23 protein-coding genes are annotated in these 22,168 nt (G+C 49.0%); 2 read left to right on the forward strand and 21 right to left on the reverse strand.

The window, feature by feature from the left end:
• Positions 1–222, forward strand: a 222-nt coding sequence (locus ABMB67_RS05125) for an IS3 family transposase (RefSeq protein WP_354571328.1), incomplete at its 5' end; no start/stop codon positions are given.
• A gap of 221 nt (positions 223–443) precedes the next feature.
• Here the strand turns inward: ABMB67_RS05125 and ABMB67_RS05130 are convergent.
• Entirely contained in the window at positions 444–713 is a 270-nt protein-coding gene (locus ABMB67_RS05130; protein ID WP_251222086.1) for a hypothetical protein, read from the reverse strand.
• A gap of 78 nt (positions 714–791) precedes the next feature.
• On the opposite strand from ABMB67_RS05130, the gene ABMB67_RS05135 reads away from it, so the two are divergent.
• Positions 792–1,031, forward strand: a complete 240-nt coding sequence (locus ABMB67_RS05135) for a hypothetical protein (protein ID WP_354571329.1) — start codon at positions 792–794, stop codon at positions 1,029–1,031.
• On the opposite strand, the gene ABMB67_RS05140 is transcribed toward ABMB67_RS05135, so the two are convergent.
• The 20 genes from ABMB67_RS05140 to yfmH form a co-directional block, all read right to left on the reverse strand.
• Complete coding sequence (locus ABMB67_RS05140; protein WP_251222085.1) at positions 1,004–1,441, reverse strand: YlbF/YmcA family competence regulator; 438 nt, start codon at positions 1,439–1,441, stop codon at positions 1,004–1,006. The genes ABMB67_RS05135 and ABMB67_RS05140 overlap by 28 nt on opposite strands.
• Positions 1,438–3,069: a tRNA (N6-isopentenyl adenosine(37)-C2)-methylthiotransferase MiaB gene (gene miaB / locus ABMB67_RS05145; RefSeq protein ID WP_251222084.1), complete on the reverse strand. Its 1,632-nt coding sequence runs from the start codon at positions 3,067–3,069 to the stop codon at positions 1,438–1,440. Before miaB ends, ABMB67_RS05140 begins: the two co-directional genes overlap by 4 nt.
• Positions 3,070–3,239: 170 nt before the next feature.
• A complete protein-coding gene (locus ABMB67_RS05150; protein ID WP_251192221.1) occupies positions 3,240–4,106 on the reverse strand; it encodes a 2-oxoacid:ferredoxin oxidoreductase subunit beta in 867 nt (288 codons plus the stop codon).
• Positions 4,107–5,846, reverse strand: coding sequence for a 2-oxoacid:acceptor oxidoreductase subunit alpha (locus tag ABMB67_RS05155; RefSeq protein WP_251222083.1), 1,740 nt, complete (start codon positions 5,844–5,846; stop codon positions 4,107–4,109).
• A 359-nt stretch (positions 5,847–6,205) separates the two neighbouring features.
• Positions 6,206–6,466: a stage V sporulation protein S gene (locus ABMB67_RS05160; RefSeq protein ID WP_251192219.1), complete on the reverse strand. Its 261-nt coding sequence runs from the start codon at positions 6,464–6,466 to the stop codon at positions 6,206–6,208.
• 162 nt (positions 6,467–6,628) lie between these two features.
• Entirely contained in the window at positions 6,629–7,423 is a 795-nt protein-coding gene (locus tag ABMB67_RS05165) for a TIGR00282 family metallophosphoesterase (protein ID WP_251222082.1), read from the reverse strand.
• Positions 7,424–7,558: 135 nt separating this feature from the next.
• Complete coding sequence (gene rny / locus ABMB67_RS05170) at positions 7,559–9,121, reverse strand: ribonuclease Y (RefSeq protein WP_251222081.1); 1,563 nt, start codon at positions 9,119–9,121, stop codon at positions 7,559–7,561.
• A 162-nt stretch (positions 9,122–9,283) separates the two neighbouring features.
• Positions 9,284–9,949, reverse strand: coding sequence for an OLD family protein (locus ABMB67_RS05175; protein WP_251222080.1), 666 nt, complete (start codon positions 9,947–9,949; stop codon positions 9,284–9,286).
• Positions 9,942–10,190, reverse strand: coding sequence for a hypothetical protein (locus ABMB67_RS05180; protein WP_251222079.1), 249 nt, complete (start codon positions 10,188–10,190; stop codon positions 9,942–9,944). Before ABMB67_RS05180 ends, ABMB67_RS05175 begins: the two co-directional genes overlap by 8 nt.
• A gap of 12 nt (positions 10,191–10,202) precedes the next feature.
• The gene (locus ABMB67_RS05185) at positions 10,203–11,630 is read right to left on the reverse strand and encodes an AAA family ATPase (RefSeq protein ID WP_354571330.1); all 1,428 of its coding nucleotides are present in this window, start codon (positions 11,628–11,630) and stop codon (positions 10,203–10,205) included.
• Positions 11,623–12,612, reverse strand: a complete 990-nt coding sequence (locus ABMB67_RS05190) for a metallophosphoesterase family protein (RefSeq protein ID WP_251222077.1) — start codon at positions 12,610–12,612, stop codon at positions 11,623–11,625. Before ABMB67_RS05190 ends, ABMB67_RS05185 begins: the two co-directional genes overlap by 8 nt.
• 232 nt (positions 12,613–12,844) lie before the next feature.
• A complete protein-coding gene (recA, locus tag ABMB67_RS05195) occupies positions 12,845–13,894 on the reverse strand; it encodes a recombinase RecA (protein WP_251192212.1) in 1,050 nt (349 codons plus the stop codon).
• Between the two features lie 229 nt (positions 13,895–14,123).
• The gene (locus ABMB67_RS05200) at positions 14,124–15,737 is read right to left on the reverse strand and encodes a DEAD/DEAH box helicase (protein WP_251222076.1); all 1,614 of its coding nucleotides are present in this window, start codon (positions 15,735–15,737) and stop codon (positions 14,124–14,126) included.
• Positions 15,734–16,987 carry a competence/damage-inducible protein A gene (locus ABMB67_RS05205; protein WP_354571331.1) on the reverse strand — a complete coding sequence of 418 codons (1,254 nt, stop codon included), beginning with the start codon at positions 16,985–16,987 and terminating at the stop codon, positions 15,734–15,736. Before ABMB67_RS05205 ends, ABMB67_RS05200 begins: the two co-directional genes overlap by 4 nt.
• A gap of 13 nt (positions 16,988–17,000) precedes the next feature.
• On the reverse strand, positions 17,001–17,579 hold the full coding sequence (gene pgsA / locus ABMB67_RS05210) for a CDP-diacylglycerol--glycerol-3-phosphate 3-phosphatidyltransferase (protein WP_251222074.1): 579 nt from the start codon (positions 17,577–17,579) through the stop codon (positions 17,001–17,003).
• A 196-nt stretch (positions 17,580–17,775) separates the two neighbouring features.
• The gene (locus ABMB67_RS05215) at positions 17,776–18,675 is read right to left on the reverse strand and encodes a helix-turn-helix domain-containing protein (RefSeq protein WP_354571332.1); all 900 of its coding nucleotides are present in this window, start codon (positions 18,673–18,675) and stop codon (positions 17,776–17,778) included.
• Positions 18,676–18,694: 19 nt separating this feature from the next.
• Positions 18,695–19,471 carry a DUF3388 domain-containing protein gene (locus ABMB67_RS05220; RefSeq protein ID WP_251222072.1) on the reverse strand — a complete coding sequence of 259 codons (777 nt, stop codon included), beginning with the start codon at positions 19,469–19,471 and terminating at the stop codon, positions 18,695–18,697.
• A 342-nt stretch (positions 19,472–19,813) separates the two neighbouring features.
• Positions 19,814–20,071: a DUF3243 domain-containing protein gene (locus ABMB67_RS05225; protein WP_251222071.1), complete on the reverse strand. Its 258-nt coding sequence runs from the start codon at positions 20,069–20,071 to the stop codon at positions 19,814–19,816.
• A gap of 75 nt (positions 20,072–20,146) precedes the next feature.
• Positions 20,147–20,869 carry an elongation factor P 5-aminopentanone reductase gene (gene ymfI, locus ABMB67_RS05230; protein ID WP_354571333.1) on the reverse strand — a complete coding sequence of 241 codons (723 nt, stop codon included), beginning with the start codon at positions 20,867–20,869 and terminating at the stop codon, positions 20,147–20,149.
• The gene (gene yfmH / locus ABMB67_RS05235) at positions 20,866–22,164 is read right to left on the reverse strand and encodes an EF-P 5-aminopentanol modification-associated protein YfmH (RefSeq protein ID WP_354571334.1); all 1,299 of its coding nucleotides are present in this window, start codon (positions 22,162–22,164) and stop codon (positions 20,866–20,868) included. Before yfmH ends, ymfI begins: the two co-directional genes overlap by 4 nt.
• Positions 22,165–22,168: the final 4 nt, after the last annotated feature.

Consider the following 22,168-nt stretch of genomic DNA (forward strand, 5'->3'; position numbering starts at 1 on the left):
ATCACCCAGAGCATGTCTCGTGTGGGGCGTTGTTTGGATAATGCCCCGATTGAAAGCTTTTGGGGGTCCTTCAAATGTGAGAAGTATTATCTGCATTCCTACGAGTCCTATGAAGCCCTAAAAACAGCGATTGATGAGTATATGTTCTTTTATCACCATCATCGTTATCAAGCACGATTAAACGGCTTAAGTCCAATTGAATTCCGGACTCAAGCCGCCTAACGTCTTTTTCTTATTTCCACTGTCTACTTGACAGGGGGCAGTTCACATTACCCTTTTGTCTCAGGCCCGGTTCAGCGGGTGGAAAGCGCGCTTCCTTTTCACATGTCCTGTCGAAGCGGCGGATGAAGTGGCGTAGCGGTTGTCATGCCATTCCTTACCAGAACGGAACCGCGCCCCCTATCCCGATCGTTTACCAGTTGGTTGTAACTCTCTTCAGCCGGCTAGAGCCATTCGACGACTTCCTCCTCTTCCGGCCGTTCATTCGCCTCCGCCAATTTGCCGACCTGGATCGAGACGACATGCTGGAGGTTCAATCGCATATCCTCAAGTCTGACCCAGACGCAGTCATTGCGTTCTAGCCAATCATTGACGCGCGATATCGGATTTTCCGTAAAATAAGCTGTTTCTTTTTCCCCATTCACTAATGAAAAAATCACTTTATACTGTTGCATTTGTATATGCTCTCTCCTTTCCTCTCTACCTCTCTTCATTCCCCATTCCTCCCCTGTTAAAGCGCATTTTTTCACGCTCTCTAAAATTTTTTCGCAAAAGCCGGAGTGGGGAAAGACATGCTAAAAATCGTCACAGAAGTTGAGTCACAACTAATATGTATGTCTGAAATGTCGAACCACGCACTAACGCAGCTCCTTTTCGTAAATCCTAAAAAATATCCAGAAAGATACTTGTCTAAACGTAAGAAAGCTGCTGAAAAAGTGAAAATCGTACTTTTTCAGCAGCTTTTTGATGGTTGTATTTTACTTTTGCCCTGCCCCTTCCATTTCTACGATTGGCAGCCGCCATCAAAATAAGGGTTTTTCGTTGTTGTTCCTTTTAACAAATCTCCGCCCATTGACGTGATGATTTCGTCGGTCACCGTTTTGGAAATCGTGTTGGACACCATTTGCAAAAGGCTGTTTACTTCAAGCTGACTGCGCTTGAACTCCTGCACGAGCGGAATCGCATCAACTTCTTCATGCAAGGCGTCGATCTTTGCTTCCACTTCCTTTAACGCTTCGGACTTGCCATAATGCTGAAGATTGACCGCTTCCTTTTGCAGCTTTTTAATTTGAGCGATCAGCTCCTGCACGCGCAGATGCTCATTAATTTGCTTTTCAGCGCGCTTGAAAAAATCTACTTCTTCCGTTTCGGCCATCATTTTCGCCAGCTCTTTCGCCCGTAGTCGAATGTCTTCACGCGTATACATTGCTGATTTTGTCATGATCCTTTTACCTCCGCTAATTCAACCATTTCTCCGTCAAGTGACCACGTCTTTGCTTCTGTCACTTTCACATAGACAATTTCCCCAATATAGGATTTCGGTGCTGTAAAGTTCACTAAGCGGTTCGTTCTCGTGCGCCCCGCCAGCACATCAGGGTTCTTTTTGCTTTCCCCTTCAACGAGCACTTCAACGACCTGATCCTGATAGGCGAGATTTTTCTTCGCTGACATTTCATTGACGAGCGCATTCAAACGAGCCAGCCGCTCCCGTTTTACTTCCATCGGCACATTGTCCTTCATTTTCGCTGCCGGCGTTCCTTCGCGCGGCGAATAAATATACGTGTAGGCGCTGTCGAATTGAATCTCGCGCACGAGTGACAATGTATCCTCAAACTGCTCTTCGGTTTCGTTCGGGAAGCCGACGATTAAATCCGTTGTGAACGAAGCATTCGGGATCGCCATTTTGATTTTATGGGCGAGCTCGACGTACTGCTCTCGTGTATATTTGCGCGCCATCAGCTTCAGAATATCAGAATTTCCGTGCTGCACAGGAAGGTGAATATGCTCAACGAGATTTCCGCCTTTGGCGAGCACGTTAATCAAATGATCGTCGAAATCACGCGGATGACTTGTTGTGAAGCGCACGCGCGGAATATCGATTTTATGAATCTCATCCATTAAATGGCCGAGGCCGTAGCTGCGTCCTTCAAGATCTTTGCCATACGCATTCACATTTTGGCCGAGCAGCGTAATTTCTTTATAGCCTTGGCGGGCCAGATCACGCACTTCCGCGATAATGTCTTCCGGCAGGCGGCTCCGTTCCTTCCCACGCGTGTAAGGGACGATGCAATACGTGCAAAACTTATCACAGCCATACATAATATTGACCCACGCCTGTGTGTTTCCCTGGCGGACACGCGGCATATTCTCAACGATGTCGCCTTCCTTCGACCAGACTTCAATCACCATTTCCTTGCCATAAAGGGCATTGCGCAGCAATTCCGGCAAGCGGTGAATATTATGGGTGCCGAAGATCATATCAATATGCTGATGCTTTTGCATAATTTGATTGACGACATTTTCCTCCTGCGACATACAGCCGCAGACGCCGAGAATCAGCTCCGGTCTTTCTTTTTTTAACGCTTTTAAGTGCCCGATTTCGCCAAACACTTTGTTTTCCGCATTTTCGCGAATCGCACATGTATTGAGCAAAATCACATCGGCATCAGCTGCTTCCTCCGTCGCTGTGAAGCCCATCTCCTGAAGCAAGCCGGCCATATTTTCCGAGTCATGCGTGTTCATTTGGCAGCCGTACGTCCGGATTAAAAATGTCTTTCCGGCACCGATCTGCTTCATATCCTCGGGAATAAGGCTGTCCGGGCGCAGCACCTGCGTTTCCTGCTTCCCTCTTCTTTTTCCCTGCTTGTAATCCGGCTGCTCATTGATAATGATATCCCGGCCCTTAATCCGCAGCTTTTGCTTTCCATCTGTCATGATTTCCACTTTCGCGTCACTGAAATCAAAATATTTGCTGTAATCTTTTTGGCTACTGCCAGAGGATTTTAAGTCCTGCGTAGCTGTTTTTCCATCTGCATTTGTTACGTTTCCTAATCGTTGGTCTTCATTCATTCCAAAGCTCCTTTCAAGCAAATCATACAATAAATAATTATAAACTTTTTGTCCGCTGCAAACAATAAAAGTTATTTGGAGAAGTCGTGAAAGTAAATGTTTTCCTGCGAAGCTCACAGGTTGAAAAAGGCCGTTCCCTGGGAGCTCTTCCCGGGAACGGCCTGCATCGCTTACATAAACTCCGCCATCATTTCATTGAATTTCGCTTCATCTAATTGTAGATCTTGACTCGCCAGCGGCTGCTCATCATAGCCGGAGATCAGCTCCTGGTAAGAAGGCTGCTCTTTGTTTTGATAAATTAAGCCGGTTACTAGACCATTGTGCTCCATCAATGTTTGCATCGCTGTCATCCGGTTGGCCGGATCGTAATTCTCGACATCGGCAAGCTTTGTAATATTTTCCTTAAACCAGTCATATGTGTTTACTTTATTGAACGTCACACATGGGCTGAAAACATTAATTAACGAGAAGCCTTTATGGGCGATCCCCTGTTCAATCAATGCCGTCAATTCCTTCAGATCGCTGGAAAAGCTTTGGGCGACGAAGGTGGCTCCTGCTGTCAGTGCCATTTCCATTACATTGAGCGCTGATTCAACCGAACCGCCCGGCGTACTCTTTGTTTTGAAGCCGACATCGCTTCGCGGTGACGTTTGCCCCTTCGTCAATCCGTAAATTTGATTGTCCATCACGATATAGGTGATGTCAATATTGCGACGAATCGCATGGACGGTATGCCCCATTCCAATCGCAAAACCGTCACCATCTCCACCGGAGGCAATAACCGTCAAATCGCGGTTGGCCATTTTCACCCCTTGGGCGATCGGCAGCACGCGTCCATGAACACCATGAAAGCCGTATGAATTAATATAGCCTGAAATCCGTCCGGAGCATCCGATTCCCGATATCACTGCAAGGTCGTCCGGCTCTAAACCGACATTTCCCGCCGCGCGCTGGATCGCCGCCTGGACCGAAAAGTCGCCACAGCCGGGGCACCAGTTTGGCTTCACTTTATTGCGAAAATCTTTAAATGTTGCCATTTAGACCAACTCCTTGCATGCTTGATATAATTCATTCGGCAAAAACGGATTTCCGTCATACTTCAGGACATTTTCTATTTGAACACTATTCACATTCATTTTAATAATATTGGCAAGCTGCGCCGTTGCGTTATTTTCGACGACAACGACCTTCTTCGCCCGGTCGATATGAGGCTTGAGCGCCTCTGTCGGGAATGGGTGGAGCAGGCGGATATGGACATGATTGACCTTGATCCCGTCCGCTTCAAGGCGCGGCATCGCTTCTTCAATCGTTCCCCGCGTTGAGTTGACCCCGATCACGAGCAGATCTGCTTCATCATGCTCGGCATGAACGAATAGCGGCTGCTTGAACGTCGCTTCAAGATTGCTCAGCTTTCTCAAGCGCTTATCCATTTGAGCTTGACGGTTGACAGGACTTTCCGACGGCTTCCCGGTTTCATCGTGCTCCACCCCTGTCACGTGGTGAATGCCGTTTTTCGTGCCTGGAAGAACGCGCGGAGAAACGCCTGATTCCGTTACTTCATACCGCTTATAATATTCTTTCTCTTCCCGCGCCGGAATCTCATCCGTCTGGAGCGCGCCGCGGCGGATCTCGACCTTACTGAAATCAAGCGGTTCGACCGTCTGCTTTCCAAGTGACAGCGCGAGATCCGTCACTAAAATAACCGGACACTGATATTCCTCCGCCAGGTTAAATGCTTCGACCGTGTCATAGAACGCTTCTTCCACCGTACTTGGGGTAATGACAATTTTCGGAATGTCGCCGTGGGTGCTGTAGATCATCGCCATTAAGTCGGATTGCTCCTGCTTTGTCGGCAAGCCCGTACTCGGCCCCCCGCGCTGCGTGTCAATAATGACAAGAGGCTGTTCGGTCATACCGGAAAGACCGATTGCTTCGGCCATCAGCGACAATCCCGGACCGGCTGAAGCGGTGAAAGCCCGGACGCCGGCATAGTTGGCGCCAATCGCCATCGTACATGCGGCGATTTCGTCTTCCGTCTGAATAACCGTTCCGCCGAATTCAGGCAGCTTTTTAATCATATATTCCATAATTTCCGAAGCAGGGGTGATCGGATAAGCGGCCATAAAACGGCTGCCCGCCGTTACCGCGCCCAAGCCGATCGCATCATTTCCGATCATGAACATCCGCTTCTTGCCATCCGCTTCAGCAAGCTGAAGATCCGGCATATTGGCTCCCGCCTCATTGCGGAAATAGTCGGCGCCGGCCTTAATCGCCTCCATATTCTTTTCCACAACGGAAGCGCCCTTCTTTAAAAAGATGTCCTCAACAACATCCTGGTAGTGAGATGGGGCAAGCCCGAGAATCGCACTCGTTGCACCGACAGCAACCATGTTTTTCATTAATGAGGTGCCGAGCTCTGTCGCAATTTCCGTAAACGGTACGGCAAAAAGCTGAACATCATAGCCCTCTGTCACAACCGGGTTGAATTTCGAATCGGCAATCACAATCCCGTCCGCGGCCAATTCATGAATATTAACGTCAATTGTTTCCTGATCAAAGGCGACAAGAATATGAAGATCATCTGAAATCGAATTTAATGGACTGGTGCTGACACGAATCTTATTGTTCGTATGTCCTCCCTTAATTCGGGAAGAGAAGTGACGGTACCCGTATAAATAGTAGCCGAGCCGGTTTAACGCCGAGGCAAAGATTTCCCCCGTGCTTTCAATCCCTTCGCCTTGCTGACCCCCAACTTTCCATGATAACTGCTCTCTCACTCTATCCACCCCTTAATCACGTATCATCGCGCTAAGCTGATCGCTTATTGAAATACTATTAGCTTAGCACATTTCCGAGTATTTTACTAGATTTACTGCATTTTGACGAAATAAAGACTCTTAAATGCTATTATGATAGTCCTTCTCACTTGAAAAAGCAAGGCTTTTGTTGTCCATAACGGTTCATCAGGAAAGAATTGCGCAAAAAAGAGGCTAGGCAAAAGGTCGTCTTTCCCTTTTGCCTAGCCTCTAAGCAATAAGCCTGGTGTGAATGAGTTCTTCCAATAGGCTTGTGGCGCTTGAAACGATTAACCTAAAGCAGCACCGTCAACTTTTCTAAGACGTCAAGCCCTCGAACGCTATCTCGGTTCTACAATCAGCTTCATCGCTGTCCGTTCTTCACCCTCTATCTGAATATCCGTAAACGCTGGGATGCAAACAAGGTCAATGCCGCTTGGAGCCACGAAGCCACGGGCAATCGCAATCGCCTTGATTGACTGATTAAGAGCGCCGGCACCTATGGCTTGTATTTCTGCTGCCCCACGTTCACGAATGACACCTGCGAGTGCCCCGGCAACAGAGTTAGGGGTTGATTTTGCTGAAACTTTTAAGACTTCCATTCCTAGTACCTCCTCTGTTAACAAAAGTGGGTTGTCCCTGAATTGATTGTCTATGCCAACTAGCATTCGTCAATCGTACAAGATGCGAGTTCTACTTCATCTTATTTCAACATTACAGCCCATATGCCTAATAGAGCAAATTAATTTGGAAGACTGACCTTGTTACATATAAAATGGATGATCGTCGTTAATTTGGATTCGCTTGATTGCTGTAGCTAACCCCGTTTTAGCATCAATATCAATCACTACTCCATTTAATTGTTCCCGTCCTGCGGCGACTTCAAACCTGACAGGCAGCGTCGTCAAAAATTTTTTCAGCACCGGTTCCTTCTCAACCCCGAGGATGCCATCATAAGGGCCGGTCATCCCGACATCTGTCAAATAAGCGGTCCCCTTTGGCAAAATCCGCTCATCCGCTGTCTGGACATGGGTATGCGTGCCAACGACAGCCGAGACACGGCCATCAAGGTACCAGCCCATCGCCTGCTTCTCGCTCGTCGCTTCTGCGTGAAAATCAACGAAAATATACGGCGTCCGCTTCCGTACCTCTGCCAAAATGTCGTCGAGCTTACGAAACGGACAGTCAATCGCCGGTAAGAAGGTTCGTCCCATCGCATTGATAACGGCAATCTCCAGCTGATTCACTTTGACGAGAGTGTAGCCTTTACCCGGTGTTCCTTCCGGATAGTTAGCCGGCCTGATTAACGCTTTCGCCTCATCAATAAATGAAAAAATTTCTTTATTGTCCCACGAGTGATTGCCAAGCGTCACGACCTGTGCGCCCGCATCAAGAAACCCTTTGTAAATTTTTTCGGTGATTCCTTTTCCGGAAGCGGCATTTTCACCATTAATAATCGTAATCGTCGGCTTGTACGCCTGCTTCAGCTTCATCGTATATTCCTTGATCATCTTGCGCCCCGGCGAACCGACCACATCACCTATAAATAAAATTCGCATATCTTTATACTCCAGTCATTTCATTTCGCTCTTAGTATGATTTGTTGAGCGTCTTTTCAAACGGCTTTTTTCAAAATCACGTGCAACTGTCCGAATCGGCCCGTTAAACAAATAAAGTGGCGAAAACCCGCCACTTTATTTTGCATACTCGACAGCCCGTGTTTCCCGAATAACAGTGACTCGGATGTGACCCGGATACTCAAGTTCATCTTCAATTTTCTTCGTAATATCTCTGGCAAGCTTATGCGCAAGGGTATCATCGACCACATCAGGACGAACCATGATCCGTACTTCACGACCTGCCTGAATCGCATATGTCTTCTCTACACCTTCAAACGATTCCGAGATCTCTTCCAGCTTCTCTAAGCGGCGAATATACGTTTCCAACGTTTCTCTTCGCGCTCCAGGACGGGCGGCAGATAACGCATCCGCTGCTGCCACAAGAGTGGCAATAATCGAAGTTGCCTCCGTATCGCCATGATGGGAAGCAATCGAATTTATGACGACCGGGTGTTCCTTGTACTTCGTCGCCAGCTCGACGCCAATTTCAACATGGCTTCCTTCGACTTCATGATCAATTGCTTTTCCGATATCATGAAGCAATCCGGCTCTTCTTGCCAGCTTCACATCTTCGCCAAGCTCAGCAGCCATCAGTCCTGTTAAATAAGCGACTTCCATTGAATGCTTCAGCACGTTTTGTCCGTAGCTTGTACGGAATTTCAGACGGCCAAGAATCTTGATCAGGTCAGGATGCAAGCCAAGAATACCCATTTCAAAGGTTGCCTGCTCTCCATACTCACGAATCGCCTCATCGACCTCACGACGTGATTTATCGACCATTTCTTCAATTCGGGCCGGATGAATCCGACCATCCTGCACGAGTTTTTCAAGAGCTGTACGGGCAATTTCACGGCGAATCGGATCAAACCCGGATAAAATAACAGCTTCCGGCGTATCATCGATAATAAGATCAATTCCCGTCAATGTTTCCAACGCACGAATATTTCTTCCTTCCCGTCCAATAATCCGGCCCTTCATTTCATCATTCGGCAATGTGACGACCGATACAGTCGTTTCAGCGACATGGTCGGCCGAACAGCGTTGAATGGCCAGTGACAGAATTTCTTTCGCCTTTTTATCAGCTTCTTCCTTCGCCTGTGTGAACCGTTCCTTCACAAGCAAAGCCGTTTCGTGCGCAAGCTCCTGTTCCACTTCGTGACGAATCGCGGTACGTGCTTCTTCGCGAGAAAATCCGGAAATACGCTCAAGCTCGGCTTGCTGCTTGGCCAAGATTTCCTCCACTTTGCTATTCATCTCTTCAATTTGTCGTTGTTTTTTGGTGAGAGATTCCTCCCTTTTTTCCAAAGACTCTTCTTTCTTATCTAAGGTTTCACTCTTCCGGTCAAGAATCTCTTCTTTTTGTACCAAACGATTCTCTTGTTTTTGAATCTCATTTCTTCGTTCACGAACCTCACGTTCAGCTTCAGTTCGAGCACGGTGCGCCTCATCCTTGATTTCTAAGAGCGCTTCCTTCTTACTCGCCTCGGCATCTCGCTTCGCATCATCAACAATTTGTTTTGCTGCATGTTCCGCACTGGAAATCTTTGCTTCAGCAATGGATTTTCGAACAAGATATCCAACAACTGCACTACCTGCAGAGACAACAAGCAAAATGGAGATGAGCCATATATAATCCATACTCTTTCACCTCCCCTTGCTATCTAATTGTTGGGTTTCAAATTTGTCATACTTTCATTAATTAAAAACGTTAGAACATGTAGACATGATCGCGGAAAAGATAAATATGACACAAAAAATTTACCGCATTCCACTTAATTTTATAGCCCACCCTGTCCAATGTCAAGTGTTGTCAATTTCAGTGACTGCGCTGATTCCGTCATGAATCGCAACCTCGTACGCTTTGTCACCGGACTGGGCGAGGTGGTAGTTATGCGTAATCATGATAATCTGCCGCTTAAACATCGTGCTTAATGATTTTAAGAATTCATATAAATAAAGGACATATTCACCCGAAACATGCTTGCCCGGCTCATCGAGCAAAAGAGACCCTGACCGTTTCGGCTGGACCGTTTCAAGCAAAGCGACGCGTAAAGCGAGCGTCACGATATCGACGACACCGCCGCCGCGGGAATCCTGCGGCCTCGTTTTCACCTTGACCCCTTCATATTCCGAGACAACGTAAAATTCAGCTACCGCCTTGCTCCCGTGTTCTTCCAATTCAATTTGAAAGGAAAAAAGCGGACCAAACACATATTGGAGCGCGTTCGTCACCAGCGTCTCAATCTGCTGTTTGGCCTGCTCTCTCGCATACTCGGCCGACTGCTGCAACAGCACGCGCGCTTTTTCATATGTATCGATCGTGTCCAGATAGCCATCGAGTTCCTTCCGTCTCGCTTTGATTTGCTCTTCCAGCAAGGCGCGCTCAGCATCAAGCCTCGTCCACTGGTCGTACGCCTTCTTCTGCCGCTGCTCAAGCCTCGCAAGACGTGCTGCAAGCTCACTCATGTTCAACCAATTCCTTTGGAATCAGCTCCCATGTCTCAGCTAGCGATCTGTCTATTTCCTGCTCCAGCCGCTGAATCTCCTGTTCCAGTTCCTCCGGCTTCACTCCCAGCTCCTCCAGCTCAGCCAAAAGACGGCTTTTCTGATTTTCCAGCTCTTCCAGCTTCGCTTCGGCCCGATACCGCATATCGCGCGCCTTATCGATCGCTTTTTTCATTTGTGCGAGCTGTTGTTCGATTGTCATACAATCACCCTCTTATTCTGATTTCGTATGGCCACAGATCGACTGTCCGCAAGTAGGGCATGTCCCGATCTCAAGCAAACGCTGGCGCCAGCGTTCCTCAGCCTGTTCCTCTTCGGCCTGCTGCGAAGCAATAAAACGCCGCCCTTCCTTAATCCGTTCGCTGCATTCTTTCAGTCGCCCATGCAGCTGCTTTAGCTGTTCAAGCTTTGTGTGCCGTTCGGCGATCGCCGCCTGTCTTTCAGTCATGCTATCAAGCTGCGGCAGCGTATCAAGCAGCTCTGTCAGCTTCTTCTGCTGCATCTCATAGGCCGTAACCTGCTGCCTCAACCTTTGCAGCTGAGCGAGCCGCTGCTGCCTGCCGGCGATGCGCTCCATTGTCGCCTCGTCAACCTCGCTGCTGAACGCCGTTTGCTTTATTTTCCTCAACGCCTGCTCTTCTTCCTGCCGCAGGCGCTGAAAAAGCTGAGCGATTTTTTTCAGTGAATGAAGGCGCTCGACCTGAGCGAGCACAATGCTGTGCTTCTCGCCGGCCTGCCGGACCTCCGCTGTCTTCTCGATCCAGAGGCGGCAAACTTCACTCGCTTTGCGCACCTCCTCCCATCTTGCCTGCAAATGCTGAAACTGGACAAGCTGCTGACGTGAACCTGAAAGCATTTGCCATGCCTGCTGCCACTGGTCGGCCGGCTTGACAAGCTCGAGACGCTTGGAGATCGTTTCCTGTTCAAGCTGAAGCCGCTGCTGCTGCTGACGCAACTGTTCAAGCTGCTCTTTTTTTTGCAGCTTTGCTTTGATCGTTTGCACCCCTTGTTCTGTTTGATCGAGCCGTTCTTTCATGGCCGGGAGCGACTGATACGGTTCAAGCTCCCCCTCCAGCTTTTCGATCAGCTGCTCCTCCTGCTTCAACTGCTGCCTCAGCTGGGCAAGGTCCTTTGATGTATCGCGAATCGCCATGTCGAGAAAGTGGGCGCCGCTGATCCGCCCAAGCGCTTTCGCCCGAACGGTATTGGTCTGTTCAAGCAAAAAGGGCCCATCTAATTGCTGAGACAGATGAAGCATCAGTTCATGGTCGTGGTCAATCCGCATCGCTCCCATTCCGTGCGCTTCGAGCACCTCCTCAGGAACGTGGATGCCAAACCCTTCGAGGATCAAGTCTTCCTCACCGTTTTTTTGAATTGTATAGCGGTTTTTCGATGATGTTCTTTCGCGGATGATTGTTGTGCCATGATCAAAGCTGACGGTTACCCGGACAAAATCAGCGCCGACGCGGATAAAGTCGCTCCCGCGCGGCTGATTGTACAGCGCCCAGCGGATTCCTCTAAGAATCGCCGTTTTCCCGCTGTCCGACTGGCCGACAAGGACGTTCAGTCCAGCATCAAATTCGAGATATGTGTCTAAATGCGACTGAAAATTTTCCAGACGTACTGAGTGAATATTAGCCATATTCCCCGTCCTTCCATCCTTCTTCTACCTTTGTCATTCTTCGCAGCGCCTCCTGCTTCACCTTCTCATCGACGTTCTTAAGCGAAGCGATATCCTGAATAATCGCGCTCATATTCAGCGTTTGAAACTGCGAGCTTTCCTTCACCTGCTGGACAAAGCTGTGCAGCCGTTCTTCCTGATGGACCGCCTTTTCCAGAAACGAGCGGTCAAGCACCTCTTCTCCTTTTTGGGCGACCGTCACCTCGCGTTCTTCAAGCGAAATGCCTTCCTTTGAAATCGTTCCGAGCACGACCTTCGGCATTCGGCTGATTTCGGTCCAGTGGTTGTTAACCCGCGACAGAGCGCCCGGATTGCACATATACTTCCCGTTTCGCTCCTTGATTCCAAAGCCGCCGTGAAAATGTCCGGTCAAAATAATATCGGCCGTCGTTCCCCAAATATGGTCGATCAGCGTATGCGGAATGCCTTCAGGCAACGCCTTTTCAACAAGCATACTATGGACGATGTGAACGAGAATATCCGCCTCTGTTTCATTAACAGGGTAATAATCCAGCTTTGGATCGCGCTGGTCGAGATCATAATGATAAGGCTGGCCGCTAATCTGAACTTTCACCCCGTTTTTCTCAACCAGAACCGGCTGACCGGGATGAATAATTTTCATCACGCCGAAGGAATCCATTAAGCCGAGCATCGTCCGCGAAATCGTTTCGGGATTATGGCCGAACGTGTCATGATTTCCAGCTACGACATAGGTTGGCATCGCCGCCTTCATAAAAATCTTGGCAAACTGGCCGACGACATTTGGCGCCAAATCGGGACGGTCAAAGACATCGCCGCCATGGAGCAGGACATCAACCTGTTCGCGATTCGCCAGCCCAACGACTTCTTCGAGCTTCGCTTTCAACGTCTCGACATACACATCAAGCCGGTTTTTCGGCGTCGTGCCGCGAATATGAGTATCGGTTACATATAAAAATTTCATTTTACGCCTCCATTGTCGGATACGCCCTTCGTAATCTAAACGGCAAAGCGAGCAGAAAGGAAATCCGTTCCCTGCTCGCTTTGCAGATTTTACCCGCCGCTTTTAGACGTGCGTCAAAAGGGAAGAAAGGAGTTGTACACACACCTTCCTCCCCGTTACTGACCGGCTCTTGTTCCGTCGGTTACCGGAACGTCCTGTTAGTAGATTGACAGATTTCCAGCGCCCATCAAGCCTATTTCAAATCAAATGGGATTTCCTCCGGAGCTTCTGCGCTGGCAGGCTCCACTGTAATCTCTTCATTCAGGCCGTAGTGATCTCGAATTAATGTTTCGATTTCTTCCATAATCGCTTCATTTTCCTTCAGGAACTGCTTTGCATTTTCCCGCCCTTGTCCAAGTCGTTCTTCGTTAAAAGAGTACCATGCTCCGCTCTTTTGCACAATATCAAGCTCAGAGGCGATATCTAAAATCGAACCTTCGCGCGAAATGCCTTCTCCATACATAATGTCAACTTCCGCCTGTTTGAAAGGAGGAGCTACTTTGTTTTTGACGACCTTAATTCTCGTTTTGTTTCCGACCATATCGTTGCCTTGCTTTAGCGTTTCAGCACGGCGCACTTCAAGCCGGACAGAGGAATAGAACTTCAGCGCACGTCCGCCCGGAGTCGTTTCCGGATTTCCGAACATGACGCCGACCTTCTCACGAATCTGGTTAATAAAGATCGCAATCGTCTTTGATTTGTTGATCGCTCCGGACAGCTTCCGCAGCGCCTGGGACATCAGACGGGCCTGCAAACCGACGTGGCTGTCCCCCATGTCGCCTTCAATTTCCGCTTTCGGTACAAGGGCGGCCACACTGTCGATTACGATCATATCGACGGCGCCACTGCGCACGAGTGCCTCGGCGATTTCAAGCGCCTGTTCCCCCGTATCCGGCTGGGACAGCAGCAACTCGTCAATGTTTACGCCCAGCTTCTGCGCGTAAACCGGGTCGAGAGCATGCTCGGCATCAATAAAAGCCGCCTGGCCTCCCTGACGCTGGATTTCGGCAATCGCGTGAAGGGCGACCGTCGTTTTACCGGATGATTCAGGACCATATACCTCAATAACCCGGCCTTTCGGATAACCGCCCACTCCGAGGGCAATGTCAAGCGCGAGCGCGCCGCTGGAGACCGTCGAAACGCGCTGGTCCGTCTGTTCGCCGAGCTTCATAATCGAACCTTTCCCAAATTGTTTTTCGATCTGGCGCAATGCCATATCAAGAGCTGCTTTACGATCACTCATTTCCATCTCTCCTAATCATTAAAATATATAGGTAAGCCATAAAAAGCGAATCTATGTTTTGTTCTTTTCTATCATACATCTTTTCATCCCATTTGCCAATAGTTTTTACGAACATTCATTCGGGTTTGTTTACTGGAAACGCAAGGGAGGGGGAAAGAGGGAAAGGGGCCTGTCCGAAAGGGGATCGTTCCCTTTTCGGACAAGCCCGAAGCCATAATGCTTGAAAGATTTAACGCCGGGGTGCGGGAGATGGTTTGCGTTCGCGCTTCGGGCGCGGCTTGGCAGGCTCGAGGTTAACGCGCGCGCCATTAATGCGGGAGTAGCGTAACGCTTCATACACAAACGGAGCGACGTCTTCCGGCACTTCCACAAAAGTAAAGTTTTCAAAAATATCGATTCTGCCGACCTCTTTCGCCGGAATGCCGACAAGCTCGGAAATTTCATCGGCGAGAATTTTCGGCGTCATATTGACATTGCGTCCGACATTGATAAAGAAGCGGATCATGCCTTTAGCGCCTCCGGTATCGCCGAAGTTGTAGCCCGCTTCATCGGCTGACGTGTCGGTTGAGAAGTTCATCCGCAACAGCGCTGAGACGACCTCTTCCGGCGTATGCTCGGCTAAAATTTCATGAACGAGCGGGGCAAACAGCTCGGCTTCTTTTCCGCCTGAGGCAATCGTGTCAGAGATCAGCTTCTTCCACGAGTTTTGCTGTTTTTCCACAACATCCTCGATCGTCGGCACGTCCTGCGATGGAATGCTCATCTTAATTTCCTGTTCAATCGAACGAAGATGCTTCATTTCCCGCGGTGTCACAAGTGTCAGTGCCAACCCCTTGCGTCCTGCGCGGCCTGTCCGTCCAATCCGGTGAACATAGCTTTCCGGATCCTGCGGAATGTCGTAGTTAATGACATGCGTCACGTTCTCGACATCAATTCCCCGGGCTGCCACATCTGTCGCAATCAAAAATTCAATCGACGAATCGCGGAATTTTTTCATGACGGCATCGCGTTGAGGCTGGGTTAAGTCACCATGTAAACCGTCAGCCAAATACCCTCTCGCCTGGAGAGCCTCGGTCAGCTCGGCTACACCCTTTTTCGTCCGGCAGAACAAAATACCGAGCTCGACATCCTCGCTGTCAATAATCCGGCAGAGGGAGTCAATCTTATTCCGCTCAAGCACTTTATAATACATCTGGTTGATTAAAGGGGCCGTTACCTCTCCTTTATTAATGGAAACCGTTTTCGGCGAGTTCATATACTTGCGTGACAGCTTCTTAATCGCCGGAGGCATCGTCGCTGAAAACAACAGCGTCTGCCGCTCATTATTCACCTGACGCAAAATCGCTTCAATATCATCAACAAACCCCATATCGAGCATTTCGTCGGCTTCATCAAGCACGACTGTATGCACCTGGTCAAGCTTCAATGTCTGACGGCGCAAATGGTCGAGAATCCGCCCGGGCGTCCCGATCGCAACCTGGACTCCCTGCTTCAGCGCGCGGATTTGATGACCGATCGATTGCCCGCCGTATATCGGCAGCGTCCGGATGTTTTTGTAGGCCGACAGCTTCTGAAGCTCGCCGGACACCTGGATCGCCAGCTCGCGGGTCGGCGTTAAAATCAACGCTTGCACATAACGGTCAGCTGTAACTTTATCGACAATCGGAATTCCGAATGCCGCCGTCTTCCCTGTCCCTGTCTGAGCCTGCCCGACGACATCCCCTCCTTCTAAAATAACAGGGATGGCTTTCTCCTGAATCGGAGACGGCTCCTCAAAGCCCATGTCTTTAATTGCTCGCTTAATTAAGTCTGAAATTTGAAAGTCATTAAAATACATTGTCATTCTGTTTTATTCCACCTTTTCAATTCGTTCAACAAATAAAAGCATCCATATTTGATCGCCCGGTCTCGGACGGCCTCACGTCCCCCGGCAAGGGTCAGCTCAAAGCTGAGCGGCTCCTCTGTCAGACCGGCCAGACCGATAAAAACCGTTCCCGGTTCCTTGTTTTCCTGCAGTCCGGGACCGGCAACTCCTGTAAAACTGATCGCGATATCCGCCTGATACTGTTCTTTGGCACAGGCTGCCATTTCCCGCGCGCATTGATGGCTGATGACTCCATACTCAGCAATCACTTTCTTCGACACGCCGAGGACATTTTCCTTCACTTCCGTCGAATAAGCAACGCTTCCTCCGCGGACGACCTTGGATGAGCCTGGAAAGGCAGTCAATCTGCCGGAAAACAAGCCTCCCGTTATGCTTTCCGCTGCTGCTATCGTAGCGTTTTTTTCAACCAATTGCAAAAAAACCTGTTCGATCAGCGATGTTTCATCATAGCCGTATAAATAAGCGCCGACGCGATCGGTAATTTTTTTCTCTGTTTCATCAAGCAATCTGATCCGCTCACCCGGATCGGCATGCTTAACCGTCAGCCGCAGCGTGACTTCCCCTTCACTCGCCAGCGGGGCAATCGTCGGGTTCGTCTGGGCATCGAGCAAATCTTCAAGCTCCGTTTCCAGCTGCGACTCGCCGATATCAAAAAAGCGCAGCACCCGCGACTGGATTGCCGCCTGTTCGCCTGATCCGCTTACTAAATAAGGGATCAGTTCATTTTTGAACATCGGCTGCATTTCCTTCGGCGGTCCCGGCAGGAGGATAATCATTTTCTTGTCGACAGTAATCACCATGCCGGGCGCCATCCCGAAATGGTTGGCCAGCACCTTGCTCCCTTCCACGACAAGCGCCTGCTTGCGGTTATTCGGCGTCATCACCCTGTTTCTTCTTTCAAAAAAAGCCTCAATCGAACGAAGCGATTCTTCATCGTGGACGAGCTTTTTCCCTAAAAATTCAGCTACGGTTTCCTTTGTCAAATCATCCTTCGTCGGACCGAGCCCTCCTGTAACGATCACGACATCGGCGCGCTCGTGCGCCTGCTTCAGCGTGTCATAAAAGCGATGCTTATTATCGCCGACCGTCGATTGAAAAAACACGTTAATGCCAAGATGAGCGAGCTCCTGTGAAAGATAAACGGCATTCGTGTTTACAATTTGTCCAAGCAGAAGTTCCGAGCCAACTGAAATGAGTTCAGCATTCATATCATCAACCGCCCTATTTGGATTTTAGAAGAATATGTTTGTTCTTTTGAAAATAATCAACACCGGACCAGATCGTTAAAATCGTCGCAATCCAGATCGCAAGCATATCAAAAGGCAAAGACAGCGCTTGAAACGGCCAATTATGTAACATCAAGGCAGAGATCGCCACGATTTGCGCCACCGTTTTTAATTTCCCTAGCGGACTGGCGGCAATCACTTCCCCGTCTGCGGCTGCTACAAGCCGGATTCCCGTCACGGCAAACTCCCGGCTAATAATGACGATCGCCATCCATGCAGGAAGCAGCTGCAATTCGACCAGGGCAATTAACGCTGCCGTGATCAGCAATTTGTCTGCCAGCGGATCAAGAAACTTGCCGAAGTTCGTAATCAAGTTCAGCTTGCGCGCGTAATACCCGTCAAGCCAATCGGTTGCCGAAGCAATGATAAAGATTAACGCCGCGATAAAATGAGCGACAGGCATCGTCGTTCCGAGAAAAACAAAGTCGCCGAATGGCAATGGAGCGAGTAAAAAAATCATAAACAAAGGGATAAGAAAGATGCGTGAAATCGTAATTTTGTTAGGTAAATTCAAAATGTTCCCTTCCTTCAAAACAATGATCAAGTAAACAGCCGCACTGTTATTATATACGATTCATCCCCATATTTGTAACCAAAACCACTTTTTCCTGAAACGCTGTGACCCGAAAAGCAAAACAGGTTGCCGAACAGCTTCTAACAGAAGACTTCGTTCGACAACCTGGAAAAGCAAACGCTCTGCTTTCAAATCATCAGCTGTTTTGACCCACAACCGTAATAGTGACCTTTTGATGAACGATATCAAGCGGGAATTCAAGCCGTTCACCATTAATGTAAAGCTCGACGTATGGAGAAGCACCGAAGTTAAACAAAACCTCTTCCTCCGCCGCCAGCTCATCGAAGGTCAACACTTCGCCTTCCGTTGGCATCCCGGTAAAGAACGTATGCCCTAACGCATTTTTCACATCGATATGAGATGTGCCTGTTAGCTCAATCCTTACATCGTCCAGCTGACCATTTTCCAATTGGTAATAAGACGTATTGCCGCTGCTTTCAATAAATGTAAGCTCTGTTTCCGGCTCTGGGGGCTCCTGTTCCTCCTGCTCCTCTTCATCCGGCTCCGAAGCAGGCGGCTCTTCCTCCGCACTATTTTCCTCTTCCTCCGGCTCTGTGCCTACTTCATCCGAGGAATCGAGTTCGACATTTTCATTCATGTCCGGCGGAACGGCCTCGCCGCCGTCGCCTCCCCAGCCCATCGATTGCGCTAACAGCCAAATCAGGACGACTACCACAATGACCCCGGCGATCCCGAGCACTGCGGGAAGCAGCGTATTGCCACGCGTCCGCTTTTTCGGCGTAACGGCCGTCTTTTTCGTCCGTTCAGAGCGCGACGGCAAGGCGACCGTTTCCTGCTGAGGATTGGGCAACTCATTGCGGTATTGATCAAATAAAGGCTCTGGATCAAGACCGATTGATTCCGCATATGTCTTCACAAATGCCCTGGCGTAAAACAGTCCTGGAAGCGTCTCGTATCTCCCCTCTTCAATCGCAACGAGATAGCGCTTTTGAATCTTTGTCGTCCGCTGAAGATCTTCTAACGTGATCTGCTTCTGCTCCCGGACTTCCTTTAAATATTGACCTAGTTCTGACATCATACCACCTACCTACACCTTAGCTTATATCAAAAGAGGAAAAGCCCGATTCAACTACTTCGTATGTGATCTCTTCTTTTTCATCATTTCTGAGTTCGATAATGCAATCAAAATCATCCAACTCATACTCTGTCTCCCGTACAAAAATATCAGGATGCTCGACCACTTTCACGGCAGGAAGTCGCATGATATCCCGAACAAGCATACGGTGCTTTTCGGTCGAGCGCATCGTTGTCACAATCCCGTCAATGATAAAGATATGATCCTCACTTAACTCATCATCAGCCAGCTGACTTCTCACCGTTTGCCGCAGCAATGTCGAAGAAATAAAAGACCATCTTTTGTTGGCACAGACGCTGGCAGCGACAATCGACTCTGTCTTTCCGACACGAGGCATTCCCCGAATCCCGACAAGCAAATGCCCTTCCCGCTTGTACAGTTCCGCCATGAAATCGACAAGCAGACCAAGCTCCGTCCGGATAAAACGGAACGTTTTGCGGTCATCGGCATCCCGCTCGATATAGCGGCCATGACGAATCGCCAGACGATCGCGGACGCGCGGCTCCCTGAATTTCGTAACCTTAATATCCTCGATCGTTTCTAAAATCGCCCTGAATCTCGCCACTTGATCGTCACTTTTACTGCGAATCAGCATACCGCGCAACATCCCGTCAACGCCGTTGATCGTGACGATATTGATTTTCAGCATACCAAGCAACGACGAAATATCGCCGAGAAGCCCAGGTCTGTTCTTATGTATATGATATTCTAAATACCATTCTTTTACATCATCCATTTATGCCACCCTTTACTGCAATGATAAATCTGGATACGAAGGAGACGGTTCGCTGCCACCTAGTATTCTCTACCTTTCATGATAATGGATTTTCGTCACAAATGAAAGAACTTTGTCGGAAATAAAACAGGTTTCTCGTTTCTCCCGCTCCATTCTTATGAAAAAAAGAGAAGGACTTGTCCCTAAAGGTTGAATGTGACCTTTTGGAACAAGTCCAAAGCAATATCCATCGTCTCCTGCTGTTGAAAAGCTCGTCCCGGAATTTTTCTTCGGTGCGGCCTTCGCGCCAAATGGACCTGCAGTGTTTTCCGCGATAAACCCGGCGTCTACTAGCGGGTCTGCTTAACGAGTGCCGTTATTTTGCACAAGCTTGACCATCATATTGGCTATCGCATGCTGCTCCTGTTCATCGGCTACGCGCCAAAGGTCGGCTAGGATACGCTCTTGTTCGTTTTTCGGTTCAACCTGCTGCGACAAATATTCACCAACTTGATAAGCAACATCAGAGATAACATTTTCACTCATCCCTTCGTCCTCCGCCTGATGAAGACGATCACCCAAGAAATTTTTCCATTGATCCCAATTGTCTAATACAGACATGTAAATTCCTCCTTGATAATGTACTTCATTCTATATTTTTTCTAAGGCAGGGAAAAATTATGCATGAAAATGTTTTTAACAATGCCACGCGCCATTGACCGAAAGGATGTGCCCATTTATGTAAGTCGCTTTACCTGACGTTAAAAAACGAACCGTGGCTGCAATCTCCTCCGGCCGGCCAAGCCGGTTTGCCGGAATATCCTCGATCAGGCTTTCGCGCTCGATCCCGTTCAGCATCTCCGTCTCAATTGCCCCGGGAGCGATGCCATTGACCTGAATCCGGCTCGGTGCGACTTCCTTCGCCAGCCCTTTCACAAAGCCGTTCAAACCGCTTTTCGCCGCGGAATAGGCGACCTCACATGCCGCGCCCGTCTGACCCCAAATCGACGAGATGATGACGATGTTTCCCGCCTGCCTTGACAGCATCCCCGGCAGCAGCGCCTTCGTAATATGCATCGGATTAAGCAGGTGAATGTTCATCAGCTGCTCGATTTCAGCTTTTGTCATTTCGGTAAACAAGCCGGCATGGCTCGTTCCGGCATTGTGAATGACCGTATCGAGCGCGGCGTACGAAGGCAGCGCGGAAAGCAGCTGTTCATCGCCGTCTTCACGCGCGAGGTCGGCACAAATATACGTAACTTCAGCTCCGCTTTGCCGGCAAGCTTCGCCGACGGCTTCCACCTTTTCTCGCTGGGTCGCATAATGCAAAAAAAGAGAGCAGCCTGGAGCAGCCAGCTCTCTTGCAATCGCCTGGCCGATCCCGCCCGATGCTCCCGTAAGTAAAATCTGCTTTCTCATGATTGGTTGTACCCTTCCGCCATCACCTGGCAAACAGTAAAGCGCTCAAATTGAAAATGGTCTGCAAGCACCTGCTGAAGCTCATCAACCGTTACGCTTTCCAACACAGGTACGACATCAAATAAATTCATCTCATTAAATTGATAGCGTGTAAACTGATTGGCGATATACTCAGGGGAATTAAGCGATCGCAGGAAGGAACCGATTTTCTTTTTTACCACGCGGTCGACTTCTTCTTTTACTAAAGCGGTCTGCTTGAAGCTCTCAACCATCTCCTGCAAACGCTCGGCGAGTTTGTCCGGGTGCTTCGTATCCCCGCCGATAATCGTAAAGCCAAAGCCCTGTTCAGCCGAATGATCGAAAGAAAAGGAATCATCGATCAAGCCTTCTTCGAGCAACGTCTGGTAATTTTCCGAGCTTTGCCCGAACATGACATCGAGCAGCACAGAGACGGAAAGTTCGCGCTTTAACAGCTCTTTTCCTTGACGGTCAGCTCCCTTTTCCTTAAAGCCGACGAGGCATTTCGGCGTTTGCACGGGCATCGTGATCACATGCTTGCTTCGGGCCACTGTCTCCGGCTCCTCGTCAAAATAACGCTGAAGCTCGGTCGGCTCGGCAAATTCCTTGCTTGCCTGATTCTCTTTGATTTGCGCCATGATCGCCTCCGGATCGACGGGCCCTACTACGAACAGCAGCATATTGTTCGGATGGTAGAACGTTTCATAGCATGTGTAAAGCAAATCCTTTGTAATATGGGAAATCGATTCGATCGTACCGGCGATGTCGATCTTCACCGGGTGGGTATGAAACATATTTTCAATCACGCCAAAATAAGCGCGCCAGTCCGGGTTATCGTCATACATCGTAATTTCCTGATTGATGATCCCCTTTTCTTTCTCGACGCTTTCCTCGGTAAAATAAGGGTGCTGCACGAAATCAAGCAGTGTATCGAGGTTTTTTTCGACATTCGTCGTGCTTGAGAATAAGTAAGCTGTGCGGGTAAAGCTCGTGAAGGCATTAGCCGAGGCCCCCTGCTTGCTGAAATCCTGGAATACATCACCGTCTTCATCCTCAAACATTTTATGTTCCAGGAAGTGGGCAATGCCGTCAGGAACCTGAATCGCTTCGTCTTTTCCAAGCGGTAAAAAATGATTGTCGACTGACCCGTACTTCGTCGTAAAGGTAGCGAACGTTTTATTAAAGCCTTCCTTCGGCAAAATGTAGACGCTTAACCCGTTTTCAAGCGTTTCATGGTAGAGTGTTTCCTCCAATTGTGAAAAATGAACAGGCTTCACGGCA

The organism is Halalkalibacter oceani (assembly GCF_040544555.1).
In the GTDB taxonomy this organism is placed as follows: Bacteria; Bacillota; Bacilli; order Bacillales; family Bacillaceae_D; genus Halalkalibacter; species Halalkalibacter oceani.

Bases quoted from the DNA above. Each gene is read 5' to 3' on its own strand.
- ABMB67_RS05130 (WP_251222086.1), bottom strand. From the start codon at position 713: ATGAAGAGAGGTAGAGAGGAAAGGAGAGAGCATATACAAATGCAACAG.
- ABMB67_RS05135 (WP_354571329.1), top strand. From the start codon at position 792: ATGCTAAAAATCGTCACAGAAGTTGAGTCACAACTAATATGTATGTCT.
- ABMB67_RS05140 (WP_251222085.1), bottom strand. From the start codon at position 1,441: ATGACAAAATCAGCAATGTATACGCGTGAAGACATTCGACTACGGGCG.
- miaB (WP_251222084.1), bottom strand. From the start codon at position 3,069: ATGAATGAAGACCAACGATTAGGAAACGTAACAAATGCAGATGGAAAA.
- ABMB67_RS05150 (WP_251192221.1), bottom strand. From the start codon at position 4,106: ATGGCAACATTTAAAGATTTTCGCAATAAAGTGAAGCCAAACTGGTGC.
- ABMB67_RS05160 (WP_251192219.1), bottom strand. From the start codon at position 6,466: ATGGAAGTCTTAAAAGTTTCAGCAAAATCAACCCCTAACTCTGTTGCC.
- ABMB67_RS05165 (WP_251222082.1), bottom strand. From the start codon at position 7,423: ATGCGAATTTTATTTATAGGTGATGTGGTCGGTTCGCCGGGGCGCAAG.
- rny (WP_251222081.1), bottom strand. From the start codon at position 9,121: ATGGATTATATATGGCTCATCTCCATTTTGCTTGTTGTCTCTGCAGGT.
- ABMB67_RS05175 (WP_251222080.1), bottom strand. From the start codon at position 9,949: ATGAGTGAGCTTGCAGCACGTCTTGCGAGGCTTGAGCAGCGGCAGAAG.
- ABMB67_RS05180 (WP_251222079.1), bottom strand. From the start codon at position 10,190: ATGACAATCGAACAACAGCTCGCACAAATGAAAAAAGCGATCGATAAG.
- ABMB67_RS05185 (WP_354571330.1), bottom strand. From the start codon at position 11,630: ATGGCTAATATTCACTCAGTACGTCTGGAAAATTTTCAGTCGCATTTA.
- ABMB67_RS05190 (WP_251222077.1), bottom strand. From the start codon at position 12,612: ATGAAATTTTTATATGTAACCGATACTCATATTCGCGGCACGACGCCG.
- recA (WP_251192212.1), bottom strand. From the start codon at position 13,894: ATGAGTGATCGTAAAGCAGCTCTTGATATGGCATTGCGCCAGATCGAA.
- ABMB67_RS05200 (WP_251222076.1), bottom strand. From the start codon at position 15,737: ATGACAATGTATTTTAATGACTTTCAAATTTCAGACTTAATTAAGCGA.
- ABMB67_RS05205 (WP_354571331.1), bottom strand. From the start codon at position 16,987: ATGAATGCTGAACTCATTTCAGTTGGCTCGGAACTTCTGCTTGGACAA.
- ABMB67_RS05215 (WP_354571332.1), bottom strand. From the start codon at position 18,675: ATGTCAGAACTAGGTCAATATTTAAAGGAAGTCCGGGAGCAGAAGCAG.
- ABMB67_RS05220 (WP_251222072.1), bottom strand. From the start codon at position 19,471: ATGGATGATGTAAAAGAATGGTATTTAGAATATCATATACATAAGAAC.
- ABMB67_RS05225 (WP_251222071.1), bottom strand. From the start codon at position 20,071: ATGTCTGTATTAGACAATTGGGATCAATGGAAAAATTTCTTGGGTGAT.
- ymfI (WP_354571333.1), bottom strand. From the start codon at position 20,869: ATGAGAAAGCAGATTTTACTTACGGGAGCATCGGGCGGGATCGGCCAG.